Here is a 22,263-nt window from a genome sequence, read left to right as displayed (position 1 = left end):
CCCGTCAGCATAAAGGAATCTGCACTTTATGCTCCCGGCCGTTCATGACGAAATAACCAAACCCCGGCTGCACTTCGCCTTCTTTTCTTGTAAACGGCAAAGTAAACAAACTTTGTTCCGACTTTTTCATTAATATCAGCGCCTGGCGAATTTGTTTTATTTCATTCGTAAGGGAGTCAAACCCTTTCATCAGCTCATTTGCATTGCCGGCTGCGATGATTCTAAACCCTATATGGCTGTATTGTTTCATCATTTTCGCTACACGGTCCTGTAAGAGCGTATCGGTTATTTGCTGAAAGCGTGACAGGCTGTCAATAACAAGAACGGCCGGCGGAAATGGCTCCTGTGCCTCTTTTTGGCCCAGCATTTGCAAATAGCGGCTTTCTCTTTCTTTTAAGAGTGTTTCCACTTTGTCCAGCCAGCCGACCACATCTTCTTTGGAATCTAAGTAAGCTGCTTTTTCTGATGTGCCATATTGAATCAGTCCGCGGTCAATGCCATCGGAGACAGCGATCAAAGCGGCAGGCTGTTCAATAAGTGTTTCAATCATGACTTTAACTGCATTCGTTTTTCCCTTTCTTGACTGTCCCATTACGAGACAGTGCGAACTGCCCGAAAGGTCTACGTAGACGGGAGTAACTGTCTCTTCTTCAAGACCGATTGGCAAAAATCCATCCCTGCTGGCTGACACATATGTGTTTCGGAAGTCGCCCATCGATAGCCGGGCAGGAAGCATCGGCACTGCCGCTGGCCGCGGGCTGCCGGCATATTTTTCTTTTAAGCGATTAATCTCCGTTTTCATATTTTCATAAATCTCAAAGTCATTAACACCTGCAACCGGCTGAAAAACTTGTGCTAAGAAAGCCGTTTCTTTTTTAATGAGCGCCCGGCCTGGAACGGCATCAATTTCAAAAGGCGGCTTCCCGAGCAGACTGTAGATTTCTGTCCGGTCCATTAAGTAATGAACAATTTTCGTTTTTAAGTTGTTCATCAGCGGCTGGCGGATAGATTGAATTCTCGTCGCCGTAAAAATCATAAAGATGCCAAGCGACTGCCCATCTCTTGCAAATTGGGTAAACTGTAAATCAATGTCCGGCATTTCTTCTTTTACAGCATCAAAGTTATCTATCGCAATAAAAATAACCGGCAGTTTTTCTTTGCTTACCATATTGTACATTTGAATGGTGCTGACTTCTTTCTCAAGAAACGTTTGTTTACGCTGCTCAATTTCGCGTTTCATTCTCATTAAAAACTTTTCAATTTTACGCATGTCATCGTAGCGGAAATAATCTCCTGTATGCGGGAGCTGCTTAAGCGGCAGCAAGGAGCTGTTTCCAAAATCGAACAAGTAGTAATGAAGCTGATCGGGTTTATTTTCCCGGGCAAAATTCAACAACAGCGTCATGGCTGTCATGGACTTCCCGTACCCCGAAGAACCAAAAATACCGATATTTCCATCAGTCATCCATTCGTAGTTGTAAGATGATTGCCTTTGTTGATCCGGTTCATCTGTCATGGCGAATGCATATTGCCCTTTGCCGAGCCCGATTGGCTGGACGAGCCTGTCGGGCAGCGGCGGCAGCCACGGACTTGGCAGTGCGTTGATTTCCATTTCTTTCTGCGTGAGTTCGATCGCTTTCACAACTGCTTCGATTTCTGTCTGCTGCTGCGGGATTTTCTCGGTCGTTTCAGCGGCGATCGTCGATAATGGCACTAGCCCTGTATCGGTTACGAGCGAAATATCGCTTTCATATTCGACCGTATCTTCCTGATAAGGTGCGCCGCTCCAGGCAGATTGAAACAATTCGTATACTTCATTGTTTCCAACCTGTAAAAATCCTCTGCCTGTCACAGTTAAATTGGCCGCATCGCCATTTTTCAAAATCTCCTTGCTGTCGTTCGAATCCTGTACTTTTAGGGCAATCCGAAAACGGGCATTGCTCCAAATCTGGTCATCAATGATACCGCCGGGCTTTTGCGTGGCTAAAATCAAATGCACCCCGAGGCTTCGGCCGATGCGGGCTGCACTGACAAGCTCTCTTATAAAATCAGGTTCTTCATTTTTCAACTCGGCAAATTCATCGGAAATAATGAATAAGTGGGCCATCGGTTCCGCTGCTTCACCCGCTTCATATAACAAGTTGTAATCGTTAATATGACTGACGGAATAGTGGTCAAACAGACGCTGGCGTCGTTTCAACTCGCTGTTAATGGAAGCGAGGGCCCTGGCGCTGAAATTTTTACTTCCTTCAATATTTGTAATCGTTCCAAGTAAATGAGGAATGCTTTTAAACGGCTGCGCCATTCCTCCCCCTTTATAGTCGATAAGTAAAAATGCGGCCTGATGGGGATGAAAATGAACAGCAAGCGATAAAATAAACGTTTGCAGCAATTCACTTTTTCCTGATCCAGTCGTTCCTGCAAGGAGTCCATGCGGGCCGTGCGCTTTTTCATGCAAATTGAGAAAAACCGCATCTTTTTTGCTTTTCAACCCAATTGGAACAGCTAGTGAGCGGGCCGATTGGTTCGTTTGCCAATTGGCAGCAATCGGCAAATCATCTGCTTGCTTCACTTGCAGCAGCTCTAAAAAAGTGACTTTCGCCGGGATGGAATTATCCATTCCTTGAATGTGTTTTAAAGACTTAAGTGTTCTAGAAAACTTTTCTGATCCTTCCGCGTCATGCTGATCGAGCGAAAACGGTGTATGAACTGCCCGTTCGTTTTCAATCAAGATATCTCCTTCTTGTTCATTCACGTACCGGATCAGCGTATGAATGTTATTAGATAAGCTTTCTTTTGTATCAGCTGAAAAAATAGCTGTTAGTCCCAAGTTGCTTTTGCCGCCTTCTAGAAATTCCAGGATGGGATGTTCGGCAATAAGCTGGCGGTTCGTAATGAAAAAGACAAAATGCGGCATGAAATATTTCTTCTCTTTTTCTTCATCCAGCTCCCGTTCCCGCAGTCTTTCATAAAGAGTAGACAGCAATTGATCCCGCGTCTGCTCATTATAAATCAAGCCTTTCGCAAAAGAATCCGGCATTTGAAAATGAGGAAGCCACTTGATCCACTCCCATTGCTTTGATTCTTCTTCAGAAAAAACAGCGACAAAGCGGACATCATGATAACTATGAAAAAAAGCAAGCTGGCCGATCCACTGTCGGATTTCACTTTTGACTACTTTGCTTTTACCGATCAGCCCAATGGCTCCAGAAGACAAATCAGCCGTCAGCGGAACGTCTCTGATGTTTGAATAATAGCTTTCTAGTTCTCTCGATTGTTCTAGCAGTTCATCCATTTCCCTGTTAGCCATATCTTTGTTTCCCGACATAATCTCGTAACTTGCCGGTACGTCCGCCCGCCCAATACGGAGATGGAGAAAATCGTGGCTTTCCCGCGTTTTTTCCCAAATGCGCCCGCTTAATTCATTCGTCATTGTTTTTATGTTTTCAAAAGAAGGAAAGTGATAATAAAGCACTTTTTTCTGTTTATCAGCTAATTGCTGCAATTCTGATCTTTTCTGCCCCAAATAAAGGTTGTAAATGCGTTTCCGCTTGTGTTTTTGTTTCTTTCGGTAGCTTTTGTCCTTAAAATACTGAACAGTTGAAGTGACAAGTGTTGTCGCAAACATCACACCGGAAATAAGCAAAAAAAGACCCCGAGGCTGAATGATGGCAATAACCCCCATCACAAGCAGCATCATAAATGGCGGGAGGATCATCATCCACAATCCACGTGTATGCTGGTCACTTTCTTGATTTGGAAAAGAAAAAGTGACTTTTTCATCCGGCAAATCATAAATCAAGCGCGGTGTTCGTCTGAACTCGGGATATTTCGCTTTCGTTTCAGACGACGGAAGCTTGATTTTCGGCAGTTCTGCTTGTGTGGCCGATGGATAGTCTACACTCAAAATATCATCAGTATGAAGAGTTCCAAAGAAAAAAGGGAAACTGACTGAATCTCCTGGCTGCAGCATAGTTTTTGAAAACACTTTTTTTCCATTCACAAATACTGGCTTCCTCTGGTCCGCTTCCACGGACCACCCTTCTGTTTGCTTCTTTAAAGCAAGCACTTGATTCGGTTCGTCAAATGCACCTTGTCCCCGAAGAGTATATAATTTGTTTTTTTCTTTTATTAAAAAAACTTCTCGCTCGGCCCCTATGTAAAAATACTGCTTTTCTTTTATTTCGTCCGTCAGTAAAAAAATCAGAGGATGACCATCCGTTTGCAGTGTGTATAAGTCATCCGGATGGAGAGCACCTTCTTTCTCTCCATTCCTTACAACGATCCATTTATTGCTGGAAGGTACTTTTTCCAAATGTATAGAACCGATTTCTTTATCCAATGATGAAATCGTAATGTGATCGTCTGCTGTCTGCCCAATCGTAATTTTATTTTTTCCATTCATCGGATACATGTTACTGCTGTTACGATAAAAAATATATAATGTTCTCATAAAGCTTTCTCCCCGGAAGAAGCCGGCTGCTTTTCTGCGGTCGGATCTTTTGACTCGGGATCAGCAGTGACAGGCGGCAAACTTTTTTGTACATCTGCACCAGCTTCCGGCAAAAGCTTGCTCCGCTCTTCTTCCTGCTCCTGCAGCAGCTTTTCTTCTTCCTTTTTTTCACTTTCCAAATCTTTTAGTTCCTGGTCGACCGCTTTTATTTTCTCTTGCTTTTCTTCACTCGCCAGACTTTCATCTGCTTTAATTTCTTCTCTATATTTGATTAGGCTGAACATGATGAAGTCCCTGTATTCCAGCGATCTCGCTATTTCCAGAGCCTGCTCATTTTTTCCTCTGCCCGTATAAATCCAATAAAGGAAGTATTGAGGGTCTGTTTGCAAAGTAATCATTTTTTGTACAGCTTTTTTTTGCTCGTCCCCTAAATTTTCATTAACGATATAAGAAGACGCCAGTTCATACTGAACGACATATGGCATTTCTTCAGGCTCATATATTGCAAGCGTTTCAATGACCCGGCTGTATTTCTTATTCAAAAAATGTTCTCCGCTTTCCACGTAAGCTTCCTGCTTTGGCTGCATAAAAAAGAAAGTATAAAGAGAAAAAATAATGGCAGGAATCAATAAAGCGGCAGCCCCGTAAAGAAGATACTTATGTACGTTCCATTTTTTCACCGGAATGCTGATAAACATCTTTTGTTGTTCTTCCAGCTTTTCAATATATCCTTCAATCACTTTTTCCAGCTCACGATAATTCTCGGCGGCCAATAAATCCGCGGCTGCCGGAGAGAGTTTTAATGTGTCATGAAACTGAAGATACTCTTCAAAGCTGTACTTGCTGTCCACTGCAGCCGCAGCGGTAGCTTTTACCTCTTCGAACAAAATCTGTTCATCTTTTTCGTAAGGAGGCAGACTTTCGTGTACACCAAAATGGAGGAAATAAGGAGTGAATCCCCTGTCAAATAAAATGTTTTCCGGGCAAACGACCAAATAGATTCTTGATTGCTGGTGACTGCGCACTTTTTTCAAAAGCTGGTTAGCAAATATCCATCTCGACATCTCTTTTTTGTTTCTTAAAAAGTAAAACGGTTGAAAAGCAGACGGCGGAGTGATCGTTATAATGACTTCATCTTCATTCGCATCAATTGCTTTTTCAAGCTCTTTTTCTTCTTCGAGAAGCATGGCAATTTCCTTAGGGTCTTGCAGCTTCAGCCTTGCTTTTTGAAATATGATCGAATAATTGCCGTCATGCTTTCTTTCAGCTTCAATTCTTTTCTGTAAATACGATTGTTTTTTGTCTTCCATCAGGCGGACTCCTTCATAAAATTTCCAGCCGGTCTCCTGTTGTAATGCCGCTTTCCTGCAACGTCCAGTCGCCCGGGCATACTTTTTCCTTATTCACGATGCGAACCCAGCAGCCTTCCCGGGGTTCATCCTTTATTCCTTTCAGTTGCCACGCAATTTCAGCAGCTTTTTTAACAGGTAAATAATTTGACAGCCTAAGATCAAACACATCTCCGTTGTAATTGTGCAAGTCTATAGTAATTTGGATATACATGAAACATCACCTTTACACGAAAAAGAGCGCCATAATCTGTAACGATTGCAGCGCCCTTCTTTTTTTCTTTTTTTGAAAGCGCGATTATCCGCGAATTTGGCTGGCGATTTGATGATCTGTATCTTCAAGCGCATTAGCTGAACTATTCAGCTGCTGAGATACTTCGCTCAATAACACAGCCATTTTCATAAAGGAAGGCCGCAGCTCTTGATATTGCTGGGCAAATGCTTCACTGGATGCCCCTTCCCACACTTCGCGAAGATGATTGCTCATCGAATCAAGACGCCCGACTAAATCATTTACATTTGCACTTTCCTGGTTGTACTGTCCGGCTGTTGTACGCAGTTCTTCCGGTGTTAAACGAATAATTCCTGACATGGTCTTACCTCCTATTCCCAATAATTACTCTAATTGTATTAGCTTTCAATTAAGACCGTCAATGAATCTTGGGAAATATGGAAAAAATGAGAATATCGCACCAATTTCATAGAGTGAAAGACTTTTAAACGTTCCATATATAGCTTTTTCTGACCCCACTAATACTCACAGATATACGATGGGGTGTATAAAAAAAAGAAAAAGTGATTCCCATAACAGAATCACTTTTTGCAGGACGGATAAAATTATTTCCAACAAGTTATTTCATTTCCCCCGCGATCTTTAGGATGTCCGCCGGCTCATGAGCGATAAAATCCGGGGCTGCTTTTAAGGCTATTTCAGCATCATCATATCCCCAGGCTGCCCAAACGACTTTCATGCCTGCTTTTTTGCTGGCGGTAATGTCTCTTTCTTCATCACCAACATATAAAGCATCTGCCGCTTCCATTTTGTATTTATTCATCAGTTTCTTCATTAATTTATCTTTGCTGAAAATATACTTCGAACATAATATATCATCTACATAATCAACTTGATGGGCTTCAAGCGACCGGTTGATAATATCTGTGGCGTTGGAAGAAATAATTGCAACCTTGAAACCCTGCTGTTTTAATTCATCGAGCATTTTTTTAATTCCCGGATAAAAAGGCAGCCCATTTTTCAATTTCCTTATGTATCGGTAAAGTTTTGGAGCCGCAAAAGGAATATTCCTCATCGGAAAGTTTAAAAAATGACATCTTTCAGGAATGGTCATTTTGCTTAAATGATCAATGTCCTCCATCGCCACTTGGCGGTAGCCTTCCTTTGCAGCCAGATCATTATAGGCGGCAATAAACATTTCCAGCGAGTTGGCGAGCGTACCATCAAAATCAAAAATGATATATTTTGCCACAGTCAATTCCCCCTTTGATTGCCTTCATAATTAATTATACCAACAATGACTCGCTCTCACACATTCTTGCTATGTATTTTCTCCTTATGAGAGGTACACGAATGAATGGTCTTTTTCAAAAGATCATTCATAGATGTTTGAATATATGTTAAAATATTCAATTAAGGAGGCGAAAATATGGAGTGGCTCAACGGCAGTTATGAAGGTTTTCATTTTGAAATGTTCTCGGCCAGTCATATTGCTGTATTAACTATTTTAAGCTTGACGGTTCTTTGCACCTTTTTGTACAGAGAGAAGCTGCGAACCAAGAATACGAGAAAAGCTGACCTGGCCGCTGCCTTTTTTTTGTTGGGCTTGGAGGCAGCCTATCACGGATGGATGGTTCACATCGGAACATGGAAAGTAAGCCATTCACTTCCGCTCGAACTGTGTAATATAGCTTCGCTGTTGACATTCTTTCTACTTATTACTGGAAAAAAAGCGGCGTATGAAATCCTCTTGTTTATCGGTTTGCTGGGCGCATCCCAGGCCCTACTGACTCCATATTTGTATTTTGATTTTCCTCATTTTCGCTTTTTTCATTTTTTCTTTACCCATATGATCATCTTTTGGACACCTCTTTATTTTACGTGGGTGAAGGGCTACAGGCCGACATTCTTTTCTGTTTTGAAAACAATGATTTTTCTTAATGTGCTCCTTCCTATTGCTTTAATCATAAATAATCTTACAAATGGGAATTACCTGTACTTAAGCCACAAACCAGAAACAGCGAGTATGCTTGATTTGCTTGGCCCTTATCCATGGTATATTCTTTCTCTCGAAGCAACCGCCTTTATTTTAAGTGTGATGATCTGGCTGTTGTTCAGAAATAGATCGTCTGCCATTCTCATCGAAAAAGAATTTCAGCAATATTTTTAAATTTGTACAAAGGAAAAGAAGCATCGGACTGATCGCAGTCCGATGCTTCTTTTCATCATTTTAGATTCGAACAGCTAATTATCGATTCATATCTACCCAGACGCTTTTCACTTCCGTGTAAGCATCAAGTGCATAAGAGCCCATTTCCCGGCCGAGTCCTGATTGTTTATATCCGCCAAACGGGCTGGCAGCATCTAATACGTTATAACAGTTCACCCACACAGTACCGGCTTTCAAACGGTTAGCAATATAGTGGGCATTCTTCAAGTTTTCCGTCCAAACGCCAGCAGCCAGTCCGTAATTTGTCTTATTGGCCCGCTCCACAAGATCATCTATGTCTTCATAAGGCAAAGCCGATACAACCGGACCGAAAATTTCTTCGCGTGCGATCGTCATAGAGTCATCGACATCGGCAAAAATGGTTGGCTGGACGAAATATCCTTGATCAAAAGGTACCGTTCCGCCAGTTAAAATTTCTGCGCCTTCTTCCTGCCCTTTTTGAATATAGTTCATTACCCGCTGCTGCTGCTTGTCTGAAACAAGCGGCCCCATTTCAGTGGAAGGATCGATTCCCTGGCCCTGCTGGATTTTTTTCGCATGGCCGACCATGTCTGCCAGGAAGTTATCATATTGCTTTTTAGGCACATACAAACGGGAACCGGCACAGCAAACCTGCCCCTGATTGAACATGATGCCAAATAAAGCCCCCGGCACCGCTTTGCTTAAATCGGCATCCGGCAAAATAATGTTCGGGGATTTCCCGCCCAGCTCGAGCGTCACTCGCTTTAGCGTATTCGAAGCTTGTCTCATAATCGACTTTCCAACTGGCGTGGAGCCAGTAAAGGCGATTTTATCTACCTGCTCATGGTTAACAAGCGGAGAACCCGCTGTTTCGCCAAATCCCGGCACGATATTGATGACTCCTTCCGGAAATCCGACTTCCTGGGCAAGCCCGGCTAAATAAAGGGCAGAAAGCGGTGTCTGCTCTGCTGGTTTCAACACGACCGTACAACCGGTAGCAAGTGCCGCGCCGAGCTTCCATGTTGCCATTAATAACGGGAAGTTCCATGGAATAATCTGACCGACGACACCTACCGGCTCATGGCGCGTATAATTCAAATAATTGCCGCTGACTGGAATCGTTTGGCCAAGAATTTTCGTTGACCAGCCGGCAAAGTAGCGAAAGTGTTCAATGGCAAGCGGCACGTCCGCTGCTGACGATTCGCGGATCGGCTTTCCGCTGTCGAGCGTATCAATTTGAGCGAGCTCCTGTTTATGCTCTTCCATTTTATCAGCGAGCAAATAAATGAGACGGCTCCGCTCAGATGCACTCATCTTGGACCATGGTCCCTCGTCAAATGCTTTTCGTGCTGCCTGAACAGCTTTGTTTATATCTTCTTCCTGCGCTTCACTTACAACAGCGAGCACATCTCCTGTTGCCGGGTTAAACGTTTCAAACGTCTTTCCTGACGCAGAATTAACCCATTCTCCATTAATGAACAGCTGTTTCTTCCCTTTTAAAAACTTCTGAACGCGCGGCAATACTGAAATTGTTTTTTCCATCGTAATCCCTCCACTTTTTTATTTAGAAACGATCGATAATAACAGAACCTACTGTTCCATATTGATTCATGGATTCTAAAATCGTGCTGGACTCTTCAAGACTAATAGTTTTAGAAACTAATTTTCCAGGCTGCAACTGTCCGCTTTCTACCATCGCAAGCAGTGATTTATAGCGGTGAGGCTGCATGCCGAGCGATCCTTTTATTTGTAATTCTTTTGCGACAATCAAATCTGTAGGCAAAGAGATCATTCCCTTATCGGCTTGCGTCGTTAATCCTACTTGAACGTGAGTCCCGCGGTTTTTCAAGCTTAAAATCGAACTTTGGCACGTTTCAGCAATGCCGAGCGCATCGTACGTAATATCGCTTCCGCCGTTTGTTATGTTCATTACAGCTTCCACTGGATTTTCTTTTTTGGAGTTCACACCGGCCACTGCCCCAAGACTTCTTGCCATTTCGAGCTTGCTGTCATCAATGTCTACAACGATCACTCTCGCACCGAGTGTCGTGGCAATTTGTGCGGCTGCCAGGCCGACGCCGCCCGCTCCGTAAATGGTAAAGTAATCCCCTGCCTGCACTCCGGAAATATCCGCTACCGCATGAAAGCTTGTCATAAAGCGGCAGCCGAGTGAAGCGGCAGTCGTGAAATCAATGGCTTCAGGCAGATGAACTAAATTTAAATCTGCTTTCGGCACTCTCGTGTACTGTGCATAGGACCCGCTCGTGGCAAATCCAAAAACTTGCAAGTTTTCACAAACATTTTGATGGCCTGTCTGACAGCATCCACAGCTGCCGCAGCCAATTGTGAAAGGAATAACAACACGGTCTCCTTTTTTAAAACGGGTTACGTCTTTGCCGACTTCTTCTACGACTCCGGCAAATTCATGGCCAAGTATATGCGGCAGCTCCGGCTTCAAGCCGAGCCATTCAAAATCTCCAACCCATGCATGCCAATCACTGCGGCACACGCCGTTCGCTTTGACATGTACTACGACTTCGTCCGCTCCGCATTCGGGATCTGCAACATTTTGTACGACTAAAGGCTTCTCGAATTCTTCCATTACAGCAGCTTTCATCTAGTGCCTCCCATTTTTTTTTGACTAATGAACTTCAGCCCTCTGATTAATCAAAGGCCATCCTTTCTCATTTAAAGAGTAAAAGAATCATAGATGCAGGACATGTTATATTATGCAATTGCCATGCCAAACATTATTGATTGTTAATAACGCAGTTCTATGCACTTTTAATATGTTTTTTCCGTCAACTGTTCAAATAAAATAAACAAACTGTTCAATCAGCTTGAACAGTTTGTTTCCTTGAACAGTTGGAATTGACTTTATTTAATTAAAAGCGATAGTAGAGAATATTTATTTAATGATGTTCAACTAAATTGGTGCTCACCTATTTCCTTTAGCAGTTGATTCATTTCTTGTTTGGTTCTCACTTCCGGGTATTTCTCTTTTATTTTTGCGATAAAACCGGTCATATGTGCTGCAGCGAAGCTATGACCTTGAAAATTAAATTTTTGCATCGGCCCTTCGAGACTTCTCGGAAAACCTAGTGTTTTAAACTGGATTGGATCTCCAGGACAAAATTGAAAATGCTGACTGTTTCCATTCTCTAATGACTGAACAGCATAAGCTGAATTGTAGTAGCCCGGCCAAAACAAACCGTTTGTCTCATCACATGCGGAAATAATGATGGCTCCCGCTTCATTTGCTTTATCACAAATGAAACGAAAGGCGTCCACATCTTTATTTACACCTAGGCTTAAATTAATCAAATCCATTTCCTTTTCAATACACCATTCAATAGCAGCACAAAGGACTTCAATATACGCAAATAGTTTGTCATGGAATATTTTTACGGCAAACATTTCAGCTTCTGGCACTTGCTCTTTAATCACTCCCGCAACTGCTGTTCCGTGTCCGAGATCATCGTGATAGTTTTCTTCTATTGTAATTTTCCCTTCTTTACTTACTTGAAAAGCTATTCCGCCGGCCGCTTTGCCAACATGTGGATGCCATTCATTAAGTCCGCTGTCAATGTGGGCAATTTTTATTCTTTTTCCTTTGCCCCATTCTCCTTCAGCCATGTAATATTGATACGTTGTCATTAGTCATTCCTCCGGCTTTCTTTTGGCTATACTGTTCCTCCCCGCCAGATAGATTGATTACCCGGTCCATCCAATCTAAATTATCATATCTGTGGGTTATCACAATTACTGTTTTCTGTGCAAAATATTCTTTCAAAGTTCGAAAAAGATGGTATTCCGATTCTACGTCCAAATGACAAGTCGCTTCATCAAGGATAAATATGTCTGCATCATTTAATAAAGCACGGGCCAATAAAAGGCGCTGTTTTTGGCCGGCTGATAGTGTAATACCTTTCTCACCAATTACAGTTTGTAGTCTTTGTGGAAGACTTTGCAGCCAATTATTTAACCCGACAATCTCCAGAACATTTAGCATTTCTATTTCAGATAAACCTTTTTTTCCAAGCTGTAAGAACTCTCGAACAGTACCAAACCATACAGGGTGATTATGCGCTACTAAGCAGACGGTTTCATACCAGCTTTTTTTAGAAAAGCTTTGAACATCTTTGTCATCCATATAAATTGCCCCTGAAGCCGGTTGGTAAATACGAGCCAGCAATTGCGCGATTGTACTTTTCCCTATGCCATTTTCACCAACAAGTCCGAGTTTTTCCCCTTTTCGAATGCTAATATTGAAACCATCAACAATTGGCCTGCTATTTTCAAAAGCGAAAGAAACATCTCGAAAATGTATAGCTTGAAACGAAGGCGGAGTTAGACTTTCGCCGTCTTCCTCTTGGGGTATGTTAAAGAAATCATTTACCCGATAAATCGACGCCTTTCCCTTTTGCAGTCGTATATACAACTGGGCCAGCCCCTGAACTGTGCCATATAAACTTGCCTGATAAGTTATAAACGCCAGCATCGTCCCTATCGTCATCGTGCCATTTATCACTCTCGAACCTAAAAACCAAAGCATCAAGATGGCAGATATCATTATGAGCATTTGCGGAATTCCCTGTGCCCAGGCTTGAATAAATATTACTTTAATATTCTGTCTGTTTATTTCCTTTAGTTCTTTTTTAAATGTCTCTTGCAGCGTACTTTCTAAATGAGACGTGCGAATAAAACCGACAGAAGAAAACGTCTCATACATAAAACTTTGATTTTTTGCCGATTGCCTGCGCAATTCCATTTGATTTGTAAAAATCAAATGGCGAAATTTGTGAATGCCGAAAATCAATAACGGCATAAACAAAAAAGACAGAAAGGTTAAACGCCAATCAAGCATAAACAATAACAGGATATTTAATAGAAAAGTCAAACTGATCGTAAAAAGCTGCAAAACATTTTCTGTATAAAGCCGCTGAATTTCCGTTAAATCCTCATTGATTCTTGAAAGAATATCACCTGTTCGATTCTTAGTAAAAAAAGAAAAGGGGAGATGAAGTAAATGATTGTAAAAAGCTGAACGCATATCAACCATAAGGCGCAAACTCATTCTTAAATAAAGAAACTTTGTTAATAATGCTACTCCGAACCCAATCATCATGATTAGCACACATATACTGAGGACAACTGGAAAGGAGTATCGCTTTTCAATCAACACTTCATCAATTAAAAACTTTCCCATTAGCGGCTGAGCAGCCGTAATTATTGTTGATATAACCCCCATCAAAAAAACAAGCACAAATGTAAAACGATACGGTTTAATATAGGCCCCTACATTCATCTATCCCACCTCAACGGTAATAGCACATCAAACCCGATTCACAATATTGCGGCTGATTGCGGATTTTACGTGCTGTCTTCTCAATTTCCCGCTCACTTGCCTGTGCCCTTACTTGATCAATTACCGCTTTAACCATTTGCACACTAGCTAGTTTTCTATATGGGGCCCCTTCTCTCCCGACGACTTTTAATGAATCCACTCCCATTTTTTCTAACTTGCCAAGAGAGCATAAACCGCAAGGGCCGAGCGGCAAACCATCATTAGCTATTTGACAATTGCAATCATTGACGAACCAGACAAATTCTCTGTAATCATTCACTTGGTCATTTAATATTTTAAAATCTTTCTCTGATAAAACTTTGTTTCCATCTGAATGAAAAGGCTCGTAATCCCATTGCGATTGGGAACAAAAAGCTCCTGCCGAATGAGTGGTCATACAAAAGCTCTCCTCGTATACACAGCCGTCATTTAAAATAAAAACCTCTAATTCTACATCACCAGCAGCTTCTTTAAGAGCAGGTATTTCATTTAACTGTACGCTTCTTGGCAACACAATGCGTTCGACTTGCATTTGTTTATATAATTCAATACTGCCGGTATTCATTGGAGCAGCCAAGCTGCTTACATGAATAGCTGCTTCCGGTACTTTATTTTTCATGGCCACCATTAAGCCGGGATCACTAACAATAAACGCTTTAATTCCCACTTCTTCTGTACATCGCTTAATTAAATCAATGAGCATAGGGTATTGTTTTTCCATGTAGTAAGGGGCATTTAAAGTTAAAAATATAGGAATTTCATAGTTTTCCGCTTGTCGGACCGCTTCCTTAAGATCTTTAAAGGAAGGAAAACCCGCATATGGATTGCGGCGGTTGATCCATACTCCCGGCGAGTATTTCTCCATCCATTCCATTGGCGTAATTCCGCAGTAAAATTCTTCAGCACCACTTTCCGCTAGCATTTCTACTTCTTCTTTCGCTCCCAGCGGGGCAAGAATGTTCATATTCATTCACCTCCATAATTAAACGGGTAATCGCAAACTGTAAACGGCCCGTGCATTTTCAATTGTTTGCAAACTTTCTAATCCTGTTTTTACTAATCCGCTGTCATGACTGTAAAAAGCAGTATTGCCTTTTTGAAAAACACGATTTTTCATATCGAGATGACGTTTATTTTTTAATTCAAACACATAAAATTGACATTGCTGCTTACATTCAGGATCCCCCCGGAACTTATCGGCTTTATCTGAATCGATAAAGCCGACCATGCATGCGCTGCCACTTGCCACACAGCCAAAAGGAAAATGGAGCCCGATCGTTTGTTTGGCCTCCTCTTCACTTAAAGAATTCCCTTGAATTAATTGATCAAATTCAAACCCTGATACTTTTCCATCGTTTAAGAACTGGCGAAAAGGTTCAGAAAACAACCCGGTTTTCTTAAAAAAATCTTTTCCTTCTTCCGGTGCGTTGCTTTCATTGTAATAGTGCGCTACTCTCGGATCGCGAATAGATTTATTTAACAATCTGCCAATTATGATATCCAATCGAGGAAAATTTTGTTTCGTATAATAATAGACGCCCCAATCATTTACAATCACTTCTATCCTTTTTTCACTTTCTTGAATTGCCTCATCTAATAATGACAGGATGTCTGCAAGCTGCTTAAACTTTTCTTCATGCACGTAAGACGTGGCAAACGAAAAATCCATGCCATTTTCCCAACAGTAATCTAAAGCTTTTTTAACTACCCGCGCTGCTGGGAGACGATACTGGCAAAATTCTGATCCAAAAATGATACGATCCGGTGAAATCACTTCACCGAATGTATCCTGCCATATACGGAAAAAAGTTGTTTGCAACTCTGCTTCTATATCATTTTGTGAATCAATCGGAGCCCAAGGTTCTTTTACAAATTTCAAATCACGTATCGACTGTACTGCAACCGCAAACTTCAATAAGCTAACCTCCTTTTCTCATATTACGACTAGTTATTGCTTAATTTTAATCACTTTTAAATCTAATGTATCAGTGGGTAAAACTAGGTGTTTCTCTACTTCTAAATCTTTATTAGCAATAATAAATTCGTTTCCCGCTCCGCTATAATAAAGTTTTTCTTCGTCCGCACTAAGATTGACCCCATATAAACTGCCATTAGGCGGTGCTGATTCTTTTACGATTTTTTGAGATTTAATATCGACCTTGTACCATTTATTTAATGTGGTATACGCATACTGCTCATTTTTATCAATGACTGCAGAGAACATGCCTATCGGTTCCCTGTCATATTCCAAGGTTTTTATTTTTCCTGATTGTCTATTCATCCACATAATACCTTCAGTCACACGCCCATCCGGATATTCTTTAATCAACGGAATTGAATTAATGCCGTTTTCTCCTCTAGGGAACAGCATAAGATAATTTCCTGCGCCGTTTTCTTTATTCTCCGGGTTTTTTATTCCTTGCTTTAGCTTTAGTTTCATATCTTTTAAGTCGAGTTCGAATAAATCATAGCCCCAAACGAAAATTTTGCTCGCATCATCCTGTTTAAACTGAAGAACGTGGGTTCCGTATGGAGCTTCCACACTTCGCAACTCTTCTTTGCTGCCGAGATCTATTTCTAGTATTTTACTTGGATGTACTTTAAAACTGTTTCGTCTTTTTTCACCTTGTGTGACAAACGCATATGCTTTTTTACCATCCGGTGAAATGGTGCTTCCCCAAACACGGCGGTCAAGCAGTCCTTTATCCGTTCTTGCCTGAAGATTGATTTCATCTATAATTTTGTTTTGTACTGTGTCTACTACATAAAGAGATTTACGGTCATTCGCAAGAAACAACCCTGTCTTTCCATCTTCCGTAAAACTCATGTCACGAACGGGGCCTTTTACTTCAATACTCTCAGCAATTTTAGGTACAGACGGATCAACAACAATAATTTGTCCATATCCCGAAATAAAGACTCTCTCTGTATAATTTTTTTCAGCTGACCCGATAGAAAAATTACTAAGAACTAGCAGAGGAAAAACAAAAAACAATATTTGAACTAATTTCTTTGTCATTAGTTACTAATGCACCTCTCTTTTGTTGTTCCACTGATTTTATCTAAGAAGGATGGATTATGTTGCAGGATTTTCACATATGCCTTAAGGCCAATGGTGATCCAATCATGCATCCAGTTGCAATAATGAGCATTAGGCGCCCGGTAATCTCCCTGCCTTTCCATCGCTTCATAATAGCATCCACCAGAACAAATGTGTTTTAATGCACATGATTGGCAAGTTGATTTACGATCAACATGTAGTTCATTCAACATGTTCGTTCTTTTTTTCTGATCAATGCCGAAGTAAATATCTCCAAGGCGAAATTCTTCATTTTCGTTAAATCGATGGCATAAAAACAAACCTCCATCAGGACTGACAGCAAAAAAGCCCAATCCTGCTCCACAACCGTATGCCTTATTTGTACCTGTATGCAACTCCTTTAATAAATTAGTAAGATTAGAGAATCCTATATATTCGTTTTTCAGCGCGTGTTCAACAAATAAGTTAGATAGCTCTTCGAACTGATTAAGCAGTTCCCCTAAGTCTTCTTCATCTAAAGCCAATTGCATATTTGTTTCAGTGACAGGGGCAAAGCCGACTTCGTAAAACCCTTTGGACAGCAAATGTCGCAAGGAGGTTTCCAATTTTTCAAAATCCTTTACTACCGTGACCCTTGTTCCAATTGGAGCGGTAGTATGGATATCCATTAATTTTTCGACATTCTTGCTTACCCGATCGTATGAGCCCTGGCCTCCAGCCATTGGGCGGTATCGATCATGGGCTTCTTTTGTTCCGTCCATGCTGACTGACACCATTACTTTGTATTTATTTAAGAAAGCCATCTGCTCCGCATTCATCTTTGTTCCGTTTGTTGTTAAAGAAAAGCCAACTTTTTTCCCCCGCTTTTCTCCTTCTGAGGTTGCCCGTTCAACTACATATTTTAATGTTTTCCAATTAAGAAATGGTTCCCCGCCAAACAAAACAATATTTACATCCTTTTCTTCAAAACTGTTTTCCATCAAAAATTGGATAGCACGATCAGCTGTATCAACTGTCATATACTTCTGAGGAGCCCCATATTCTCCGTCCCCTGCATAACAATATGTGCAGCGCAAATTACATTCATTGACTAAATGAAACACTAATGTTTTAACAGGCATGTTTTCTGTCGTTTTCGGCGCAGGCGGCGTAACAGAAAAACGCTGGCTTTTATTCTGATCTTTTCTGACTATCTCCAATTGCTCCAATTCATTCAACACTTGAGAAAAATCCGATTTCTCCTGCAATAAGATATTTTCCGCTAAAACTGTCGTGTCGGCAATTTGATCACCTTTGCTGCGGAAAGTATCGATCATTTCTTTAGATAAATCGTCAAGCTGAATAATGTTTCCTGTCAATCCGTGGTATAAATAATCCTCTTCCTGCACTTGGAACTTAATATAATTTGTTAGTGCGACGTTTGCGATAGCAGCCATCTCCTTTTTAATGAATATTGTTCACATAATCGGGTACAGTTGTAATATGATGGGATTTTGTAGTTAAAGTTTCTCCATCTATAATTGATTTTGCAGTAACGGTTGCACTGCCAACGTTTTCTTGAACAAATGTTCTGTCTTTATTTACACCTTCTTCTTTAGGCGTGTATAGTCCGTTCTTATCGAGCTTTCCAATATAAGGTCGGTCATCCCTCTTGGCATTTTTTTCGGGGTATGTGAGCAACGACCACTCAGCTTCTACAGGACCTAACTTCAAGTCATCTTTTGTTTCTGATTTTCCATCTTTACCGTTGCTGTATGCATAAGCTACATATTGAATGCTTACTTTGTCCATTGGACCAGCATCTCCCATTCGGGATACACCGTATGACGGCTCTATTTTTAAATAATCTGCTTTGTCGTAGAGTGTGAACTTTCCATGGACAGCCACTTTATCTCCGTTAACTAAAAAAGTGTCAGTTTCAGAGTTTTTACTGACTTTGATTTCAGCTTCTATCTGTTCGTCGGAGGTAGCAGTCAATTTTGTCACCTCAACTCCTTTTGGCAACTCTAAATCCTCTGTTTTCAGCTTTTTCAAATTCATCCCGTACAAATTGACTTTATTAGTCGTTCCTTTTTTCCAAGCCCGGGGTTCAGAATGGAAAATTTCCGGTTTTTCATTTTGTACTTTATAATAAGTTTCTTCTCCGGTTATGCCTAAATCCTCTTTATATGACCAGTCTCCTTTAATTAAATTTTCACTTGTCACATTATAGGAACCGTTAATTTTCTTTTTCCCCTGCATATAGTGAGAACGGAGCATGTAACCGGTATATATTTTCATGTTGCCGCTAAGCTCTTGTGGTCCTTGCCCTTTTAAAAACTTAATTGATTTTTTTTCTGTATATCCGTCATTCGACTTAGTAAATTCACTTTCTCCTAGATAAAAACCTTTCGTTCCTTGAAAACCAACCACCTTCCATTTGCCGCTGACATCGTATTCATTGCCTTTCCATTGGTCCCAAACTTTGGATTCCACCCCGTAATTTTTCGCTAAGTATTCAATGGCTTTATCTGCTTCTTCCGGCCAATCCGTATGCCGATGATTTAAATAAATAGACGGATACATGACGAGATGAAAATCTTTTAAGTTTTTCCACTCTTCTTCTGTCCGCCTCTGCGCTTCAAATCTTCCGGCTGCGTGGCAACCAATACAGCTTTTTACAACGCTTTCATTTGGAGGATTGGCTTCTAAATAGGACGGCTTGTTTGCCAGCCAATATTGTACTTTTTCTGCTTCTTCAGGGGCCAGTCCTCTTTCTTTACTTAAATCAACGACAAGTTGCTCTCTCTCTTTATCAGTAATTTTTAATCCATGTATTCTCTCCATACGGGCAATAGTTTGCGCCCAGCCTTCAGGGCTTTTTCTTACGGACTCAATTCTTTCGAGTTTCCCTTCCTGGTCAACCGCGTGGCAGCTAATACAGCTTTTTTCTACTTGTTTACTAACATGAACATTTGCCGTTTTCTTTTCACTATGTCCAGTTGGCGATTGCTCCACACAGGCGCTCATAATGGAAAGGAACCCGACTATGACTATTAAAGATCCTAATTTTTGTTTTACCATCGCACTGCTCCTTTTTATGGTTTCACATATTTTAATTTTCGCCAATCGTTAGCAGCAACCGGACATTCGTCAGCCCAGCTTCCATAGTTAGTTAACCCATCAGGTACTTGGGCCGCCCACCAACAATCACCGTAGCAGCCATAAATATCACGGTAATGCGGCTGGCAGACTCCTTCAAGACTCGTGCCAGAGAAATCTGTCTCCCAGCCCGGGTCAAAAAGACTTGTGCATCCCATTGGAAGCAATGCCAGCCCTTGTACTTCGGGCTCCTTCTCTAAGTCAACCGTTTGTTCAATCATCTTTCCTTTCCAATTCAATGATTTCAAATGCTTCATAACATCACCCCTGCATCTTCTTTGTTAAAGCCCTCTAATAAAAAGATTTTTAGTTCCTTTTAAAACTTCCTTTACGGGCGGCAACACTTAAAACATTTTTTCAATTCGCTCTCCTCCTGATTCGTAATACAAGTTATTTAATAGTAAAAAAGAAAGCTTTAAGCCCATTCATAGAAGTGAAGCTTAGTAGCTGGGCTGAATTATTAAAGTAAATGCAAATCGCATGCCAATGAATAAAACAAATCTTTCACATGATTCTTCATTAAAAGTTAAGACAATTAGTATTAATTGTTCACAAAAATAAACAAACTGTTCAAATAGATTGAACAGTTTGTTCATTTTAATATCTGTATGAAATGTTATATTTTTTTAAACGGTTATATAAAGTGCCTCTCGAAAAGCCAAGGAGCTGGGCAGCTTTAGTCAAATTAAAATTTGTCCGCTTCAACATGTGAAGAATATAATCGCGTTCGTCCTTCTTATTTTCCTTCTTATTTTCCTTATTATTTTCTAACCGTTCCTCCGACACTTTTGCATATGGAAGTTCGTGAAATACATCCGGCAAATGGTGTGGCTCTATAAAGCCATCTCCGGCAAACAACTGAGCATATTGAATGACATTTTTAAGCTCTCTCACATTTCCAGGCCAGTCATATTGCCGTAAAATACGTTCAGTTTCCGGCGTTAAAATTATATTTCGGTTGTGGCCGCTCTGTTCTAAAAAGTAATTTGATAGCAGCGGTATATCTTCTTTTCTTTCTCTTAGCGGTGGTATATTCAAACTGATGACACTTAAACGGTAATAAAGATCTTCACGGAAGGTCCCTTCCTGCATCATTTTTTTCAAGTCTCGATTTGTTGCTGCAATCACTCGAACATTTATTTTTCTTGGAGTATACTCGCCAATTCTCATGACTTCCTGTTCCTGTAAAACCCTTAATAGCAGCGGTTGAACAGATAATGGAACTTCACCAATTTCATCTAGAAATAAAACCCCGCCATCCGCCGCTTCAAATAACCCTTTTTTTCCTTCTTTCAATCCCCCCGTAAAAGAACCGGGGGCATAGCCAAAAAGTTCGCTTGCTGCTAGATCATGATTCAAAGAGGAACAGTTAAAGGTAATAAACGATTGCTCACACCTATCGCTCAAACGGTGAATCATCCGGCTGAAAACTTCCTTCCCCGTACCGCTCTCTCCTGTTAACATAACTGACACATTGCTTGGAGCAACCTTTTCAATTTTTTCTAAGAAAAATTGAAAAGGTTCTCCACGGCCGACTACCCCATGTCTTATATACTCTTCTTTAAAAGTTGTTGAAAGGTTCTCAGATGAATAATTTTGGGGAAGCTGAACAATTAATCCAATAATCGTATTGTTGTTGGGGACTGGCGTAATCTTGCCACGGGGGTGTCCATGTAAAAAGGAAAGAGGGTGCTGATCCTTTTTATTAAACGCCTTATGTTGAAGCCCATTTATATATTCATACCAATTAAATGAAGACTTCCAAACATATTGAAATGGTTTAGAGTAATGATTTTGATCAATAATATTTCCTTGATCGTCAATTAATAATAACCAATCATTTCTGACGTTTTCTTTGTGTTGTGAAAACCTTTCTCTTAATATATTGTTTTTTTCATGCGTACGAACGAGAATATCTGCCTGAATACTTTCAGCGATAGCTTTCGTTAAAGGCAGGCTGTGTTTGTGGAAATCCTCATCTTTACAAGATAAGTCCAGTACCCCTAATAATTGTTTTTTTAATGGATGCCTAATAGGAACGCCTGCACAAGAAAAAGCATTCCAAGCCTCACAATAATGTTCTTCTGTATGTATAGTTACAGCTTTTTGAGTAGCAATCGCTGTACCTATCGCATTCGTACCTGTTATATTTTCATGCCAGTGGCCGCCTGGAAAAAAGTTCACGCCTCCTAATTGATCATAGAGTTTTCCTTCCATACGGACGCCGATCATTCTTCCTTTTTCATCTGCGAGGCCAAAAGCGTACTTCCCATCAATTTCATTTTCCATCCTTGAATAAACAGCAGCAAATGACTGGTACAGCTCTCCACGACTTTTTATCAGCTGCAGTTCTTTTTCTGATAAAACAAGAGGGGCTTCAGAGAGGTCACGTGAAACGTTGCTTTTTCGGCTTCTTTCCCACGATTCAATGACTATTTCAGGCACATCTTTCTCAACTAATTGATAATGGCTTCTTATCATTATTGCTATCTCCCTTCCAGTCCATGTAA

17 protein-coding genes are annotated in these 22,263 nt (G+C 40.9%); 1 reads left to right on the top strand and 16 read right to left on the bottom strand.

The features are described from left to right. Window positions 1–4 precede the first annotated feature (4 nt). From essC to F9802_RS06005, 5 genes are all read right to left on the bottom strand, one after another. Entirely contained in the window at window positions 5–4,453 is a 4,449-nt protein-coding gene (gene essC, locus F9802_RS06025; RefSeq protein WP_152150240.1) for a type VII secretion protein EssC, read from the bottom strand. Further along, window positions 4,450–5,763, bottom strand: coding sequence for a type VII secretion protein EssB (gene essB, locus F9802_RS06020; protein ID WP_152150239.1), 1,314 nt, complete (start codon window positions 5,761–5,763; stop codon window positions 4,450–4,452). The genes essC and essB overlap by 4 nt, the downstream gene beginning before the upstream one ends. Window positions 5,764–5,776: 13 nt before the next feature. Continuing rightward, window positions 5,777–6,016 carry an EsaB/YukD family protein gene (locus F9802_RS06015; RefSeq protein ID WP_152150238.1) on the bottom strand — a complete coding sequence of 80 codons (240 nt, stop codon included), beginning with the start codon at window positions 6,014–6,016 and terminating at the stop codon, window positions 5,777–5,779. A gap of 84 nt (window positions 6,017–6,100) precedes the next feature. Beyond that, window positions 6,101–6,394: a WXG100 family type VII secretion target gene (locus tag F9802_RS06010; RefSeq protein ID WP_152150237.1), complete on the bottom strand. Its 294-nt coding sequence runs from the start codon at window positions 6,392–6,394 to the stop codon at window positions 6,101–6,103. 259 nt (window positions 6,395–6,653) lie between these two features. Further along, complete coding sequence (locus F9802_RS06005; protein ID WP_152150236.1) at window positions 6,654–7,286, bottom strand: HAD-IA family hydrolase; 633 nt, start codon at window positions 7,284–7,286, stop codon at window positions 6,654–6,656. Between the two features lie 177 nt (window positions 7,287–7,463). Here F9802_RS06005 and F9802_RS06000 point away from each other — a divergent pair, with 177 nt between their 5' ends. Then, window positions 7,464–8,204: a YwaF family protein gene (locus F9802_RS06000; RefSeq protein WP_152150235.1), complete on the top strand. Its 741-nt coding sequence runs from the start codon at window positions 7,464–7,466 to the stop codon at window positions 8,202–8,204. A gap of 78 nt (window positions 8,205–8,282) precedes the next feature. Here F9802_RS06000 and F9802_RS05995 read toward each other — a convergent pair whose 3' ends face one another. From F9802_RS05995 to F9802_RS05945, 11 genes are all read right to left on the bottom strand, one after another. After that, a complete protein-coding gene (locus F9802_RS05995; RefSeq protein ID WP_152150234.1) occupies window positions 8,283–9,767 on the bottom strand; it encodes an aldehyde dehydrogenase family protein in 1,485 nt (494 codons plus the stop codon). Between the two features lie 22 nt (window positions 9,768–9,789). Then, window positions 9,790–10,842 carry a zinc-dependent alcohol dehydrogenase family protein gene (locus F9802_RS05990; RefSeq protein WP_152150233.1) on the bottom strand — a complete coding sequence of 351 codons (1,053 nt, stop codon included), beginning with the start codon at window positions 10,840–10,842 and terminating at the stop codon, window positions 9,790–9,792. A gap of 305 nt (window positions 10,843–11,147) precedes the next feature. Further along, window positions 11,148–11,882, bottom strand: coding sequence for a S8 family serine peptidase (locus F9802_RS05985; RefSeq protein WP_152150232.1), 735 nt, complete (start codon window positions 11,880–11,882; stop codon window positions 11,148–11,150). Further along, complete coding sequence (locus tag F9802_RS05980) at window positions 11,854–13,533, bottom strand: ABC transporter ATP-binding protein (RefSeq protein WP_152150231.1); 1,680 nt, start codon at window positions 13,531–13,533, stop codon at window positions 11,854–11,856. The genes F9802_RS05985 and F9802_RS05980 overlap by 29 nt, the downstream gene beginning before the upstream one ends. 10 nt (window positions 13,534–13,543) lie before the next feature. Further along, entirely contained in the window at window positions 13,544–14,536 is a 993-nt protein-coding gene (locus F9802_RS05975; protein ID WP_152150230.1) for a peptidase U32 family protein, read from the bottom strand. Between the two features lie 18 nt (window positions 14,537–14,554). After that, window positions 14,555–15,487 (bottom strand): hypothetical protein, encoded by a 933-nt coding sequence (locus F9802_RS05970; protein ID WP_152150229.1) that lies wholly within the window; start codon window positions 15,485–15,487, stop codon window positions 14,555–14,557. Between the two features lie 33 nt (window positions 15,488–15,520). Continuing rightward, window positions 15,521–16,591 carry a YncE family protein gene (locus F9802_RS05965; RefSeq protein ID WP_152150228.1) on the bottom strand — a complete coding sequence of 357 codons (1,071 nt, stop codon included), beginning with the start codon at window positions 16,589–16,591 and terminating at the stop codon, window positions 15,521–15,523. Beyond that, complete coding sequence (locus F9802_RS05960; protein ID WP_152150227.1) at window positions 16,591–18,048, bottom strand: radical SAM/SPASM domain-containing protein; 1,458 nt, start codon at window positions 18,046–18,048, stop codon at window positions 16,591–16,593. The genes F9802_RS05965 and F9802_RS05960 overlap by 1 nt, the downstream gene beginning before the upstream one ends. Before the next feature lie 7 nt (window positions 18,049–18,055). After that, a complete protein-coding gene (gene peaA, locus F9802_RS05955) occupies window positions 18,056–19,675 on the bottom strand; it encodes a quinohemoprotein amine dehydrogenase subunit alpha (protein WP_152150226.1) in 1,620 nt (539 codons plus the stop codon). A 14-nt stretch (window positions 19,676–19,689) separates the two neighbouring features. After that, window positions 19,690–20,010: a quinohemoprotein amine dehydrogenase subunit gamma gene (gene qhpC / locus F9802_RS05950; protein WP_152150225.1), complete on the bottom strand. Its 321-nt coding sequence runs from the start codon at window positions 20,008–20,010 to the stop codon at window positions 19,690–19,692. A gap of 340 nt (window positions 20,011–20,350) precedes the next feature. Next, window positions 20,351–22,234, bottom strand: a complete 1,884-nt coding sequence (locus F9802_RS05945; protein ID WP_152150224.1) for a sigma-54-dependent Fis family transcriptional regulator — start codon at window positions 22,232–22,234, stop codon at window positions 20,351–20,353. Window positions 22,235–22,263 lie beyond the last annotated feature (29 nt).

Origin of the sequence: Bacillus aerolatus (assembly GCF_009183655.1) — a bacterium.
Lineage (GTDB): Bacteria > Bacillota > Bacilli > Bacillales > Domibacillaceae > Pseudobacillus > Pseudobacillus aerolatus.
This window is presented reverse-complemented; position numbering and strand designations above follow the sequence as displayed.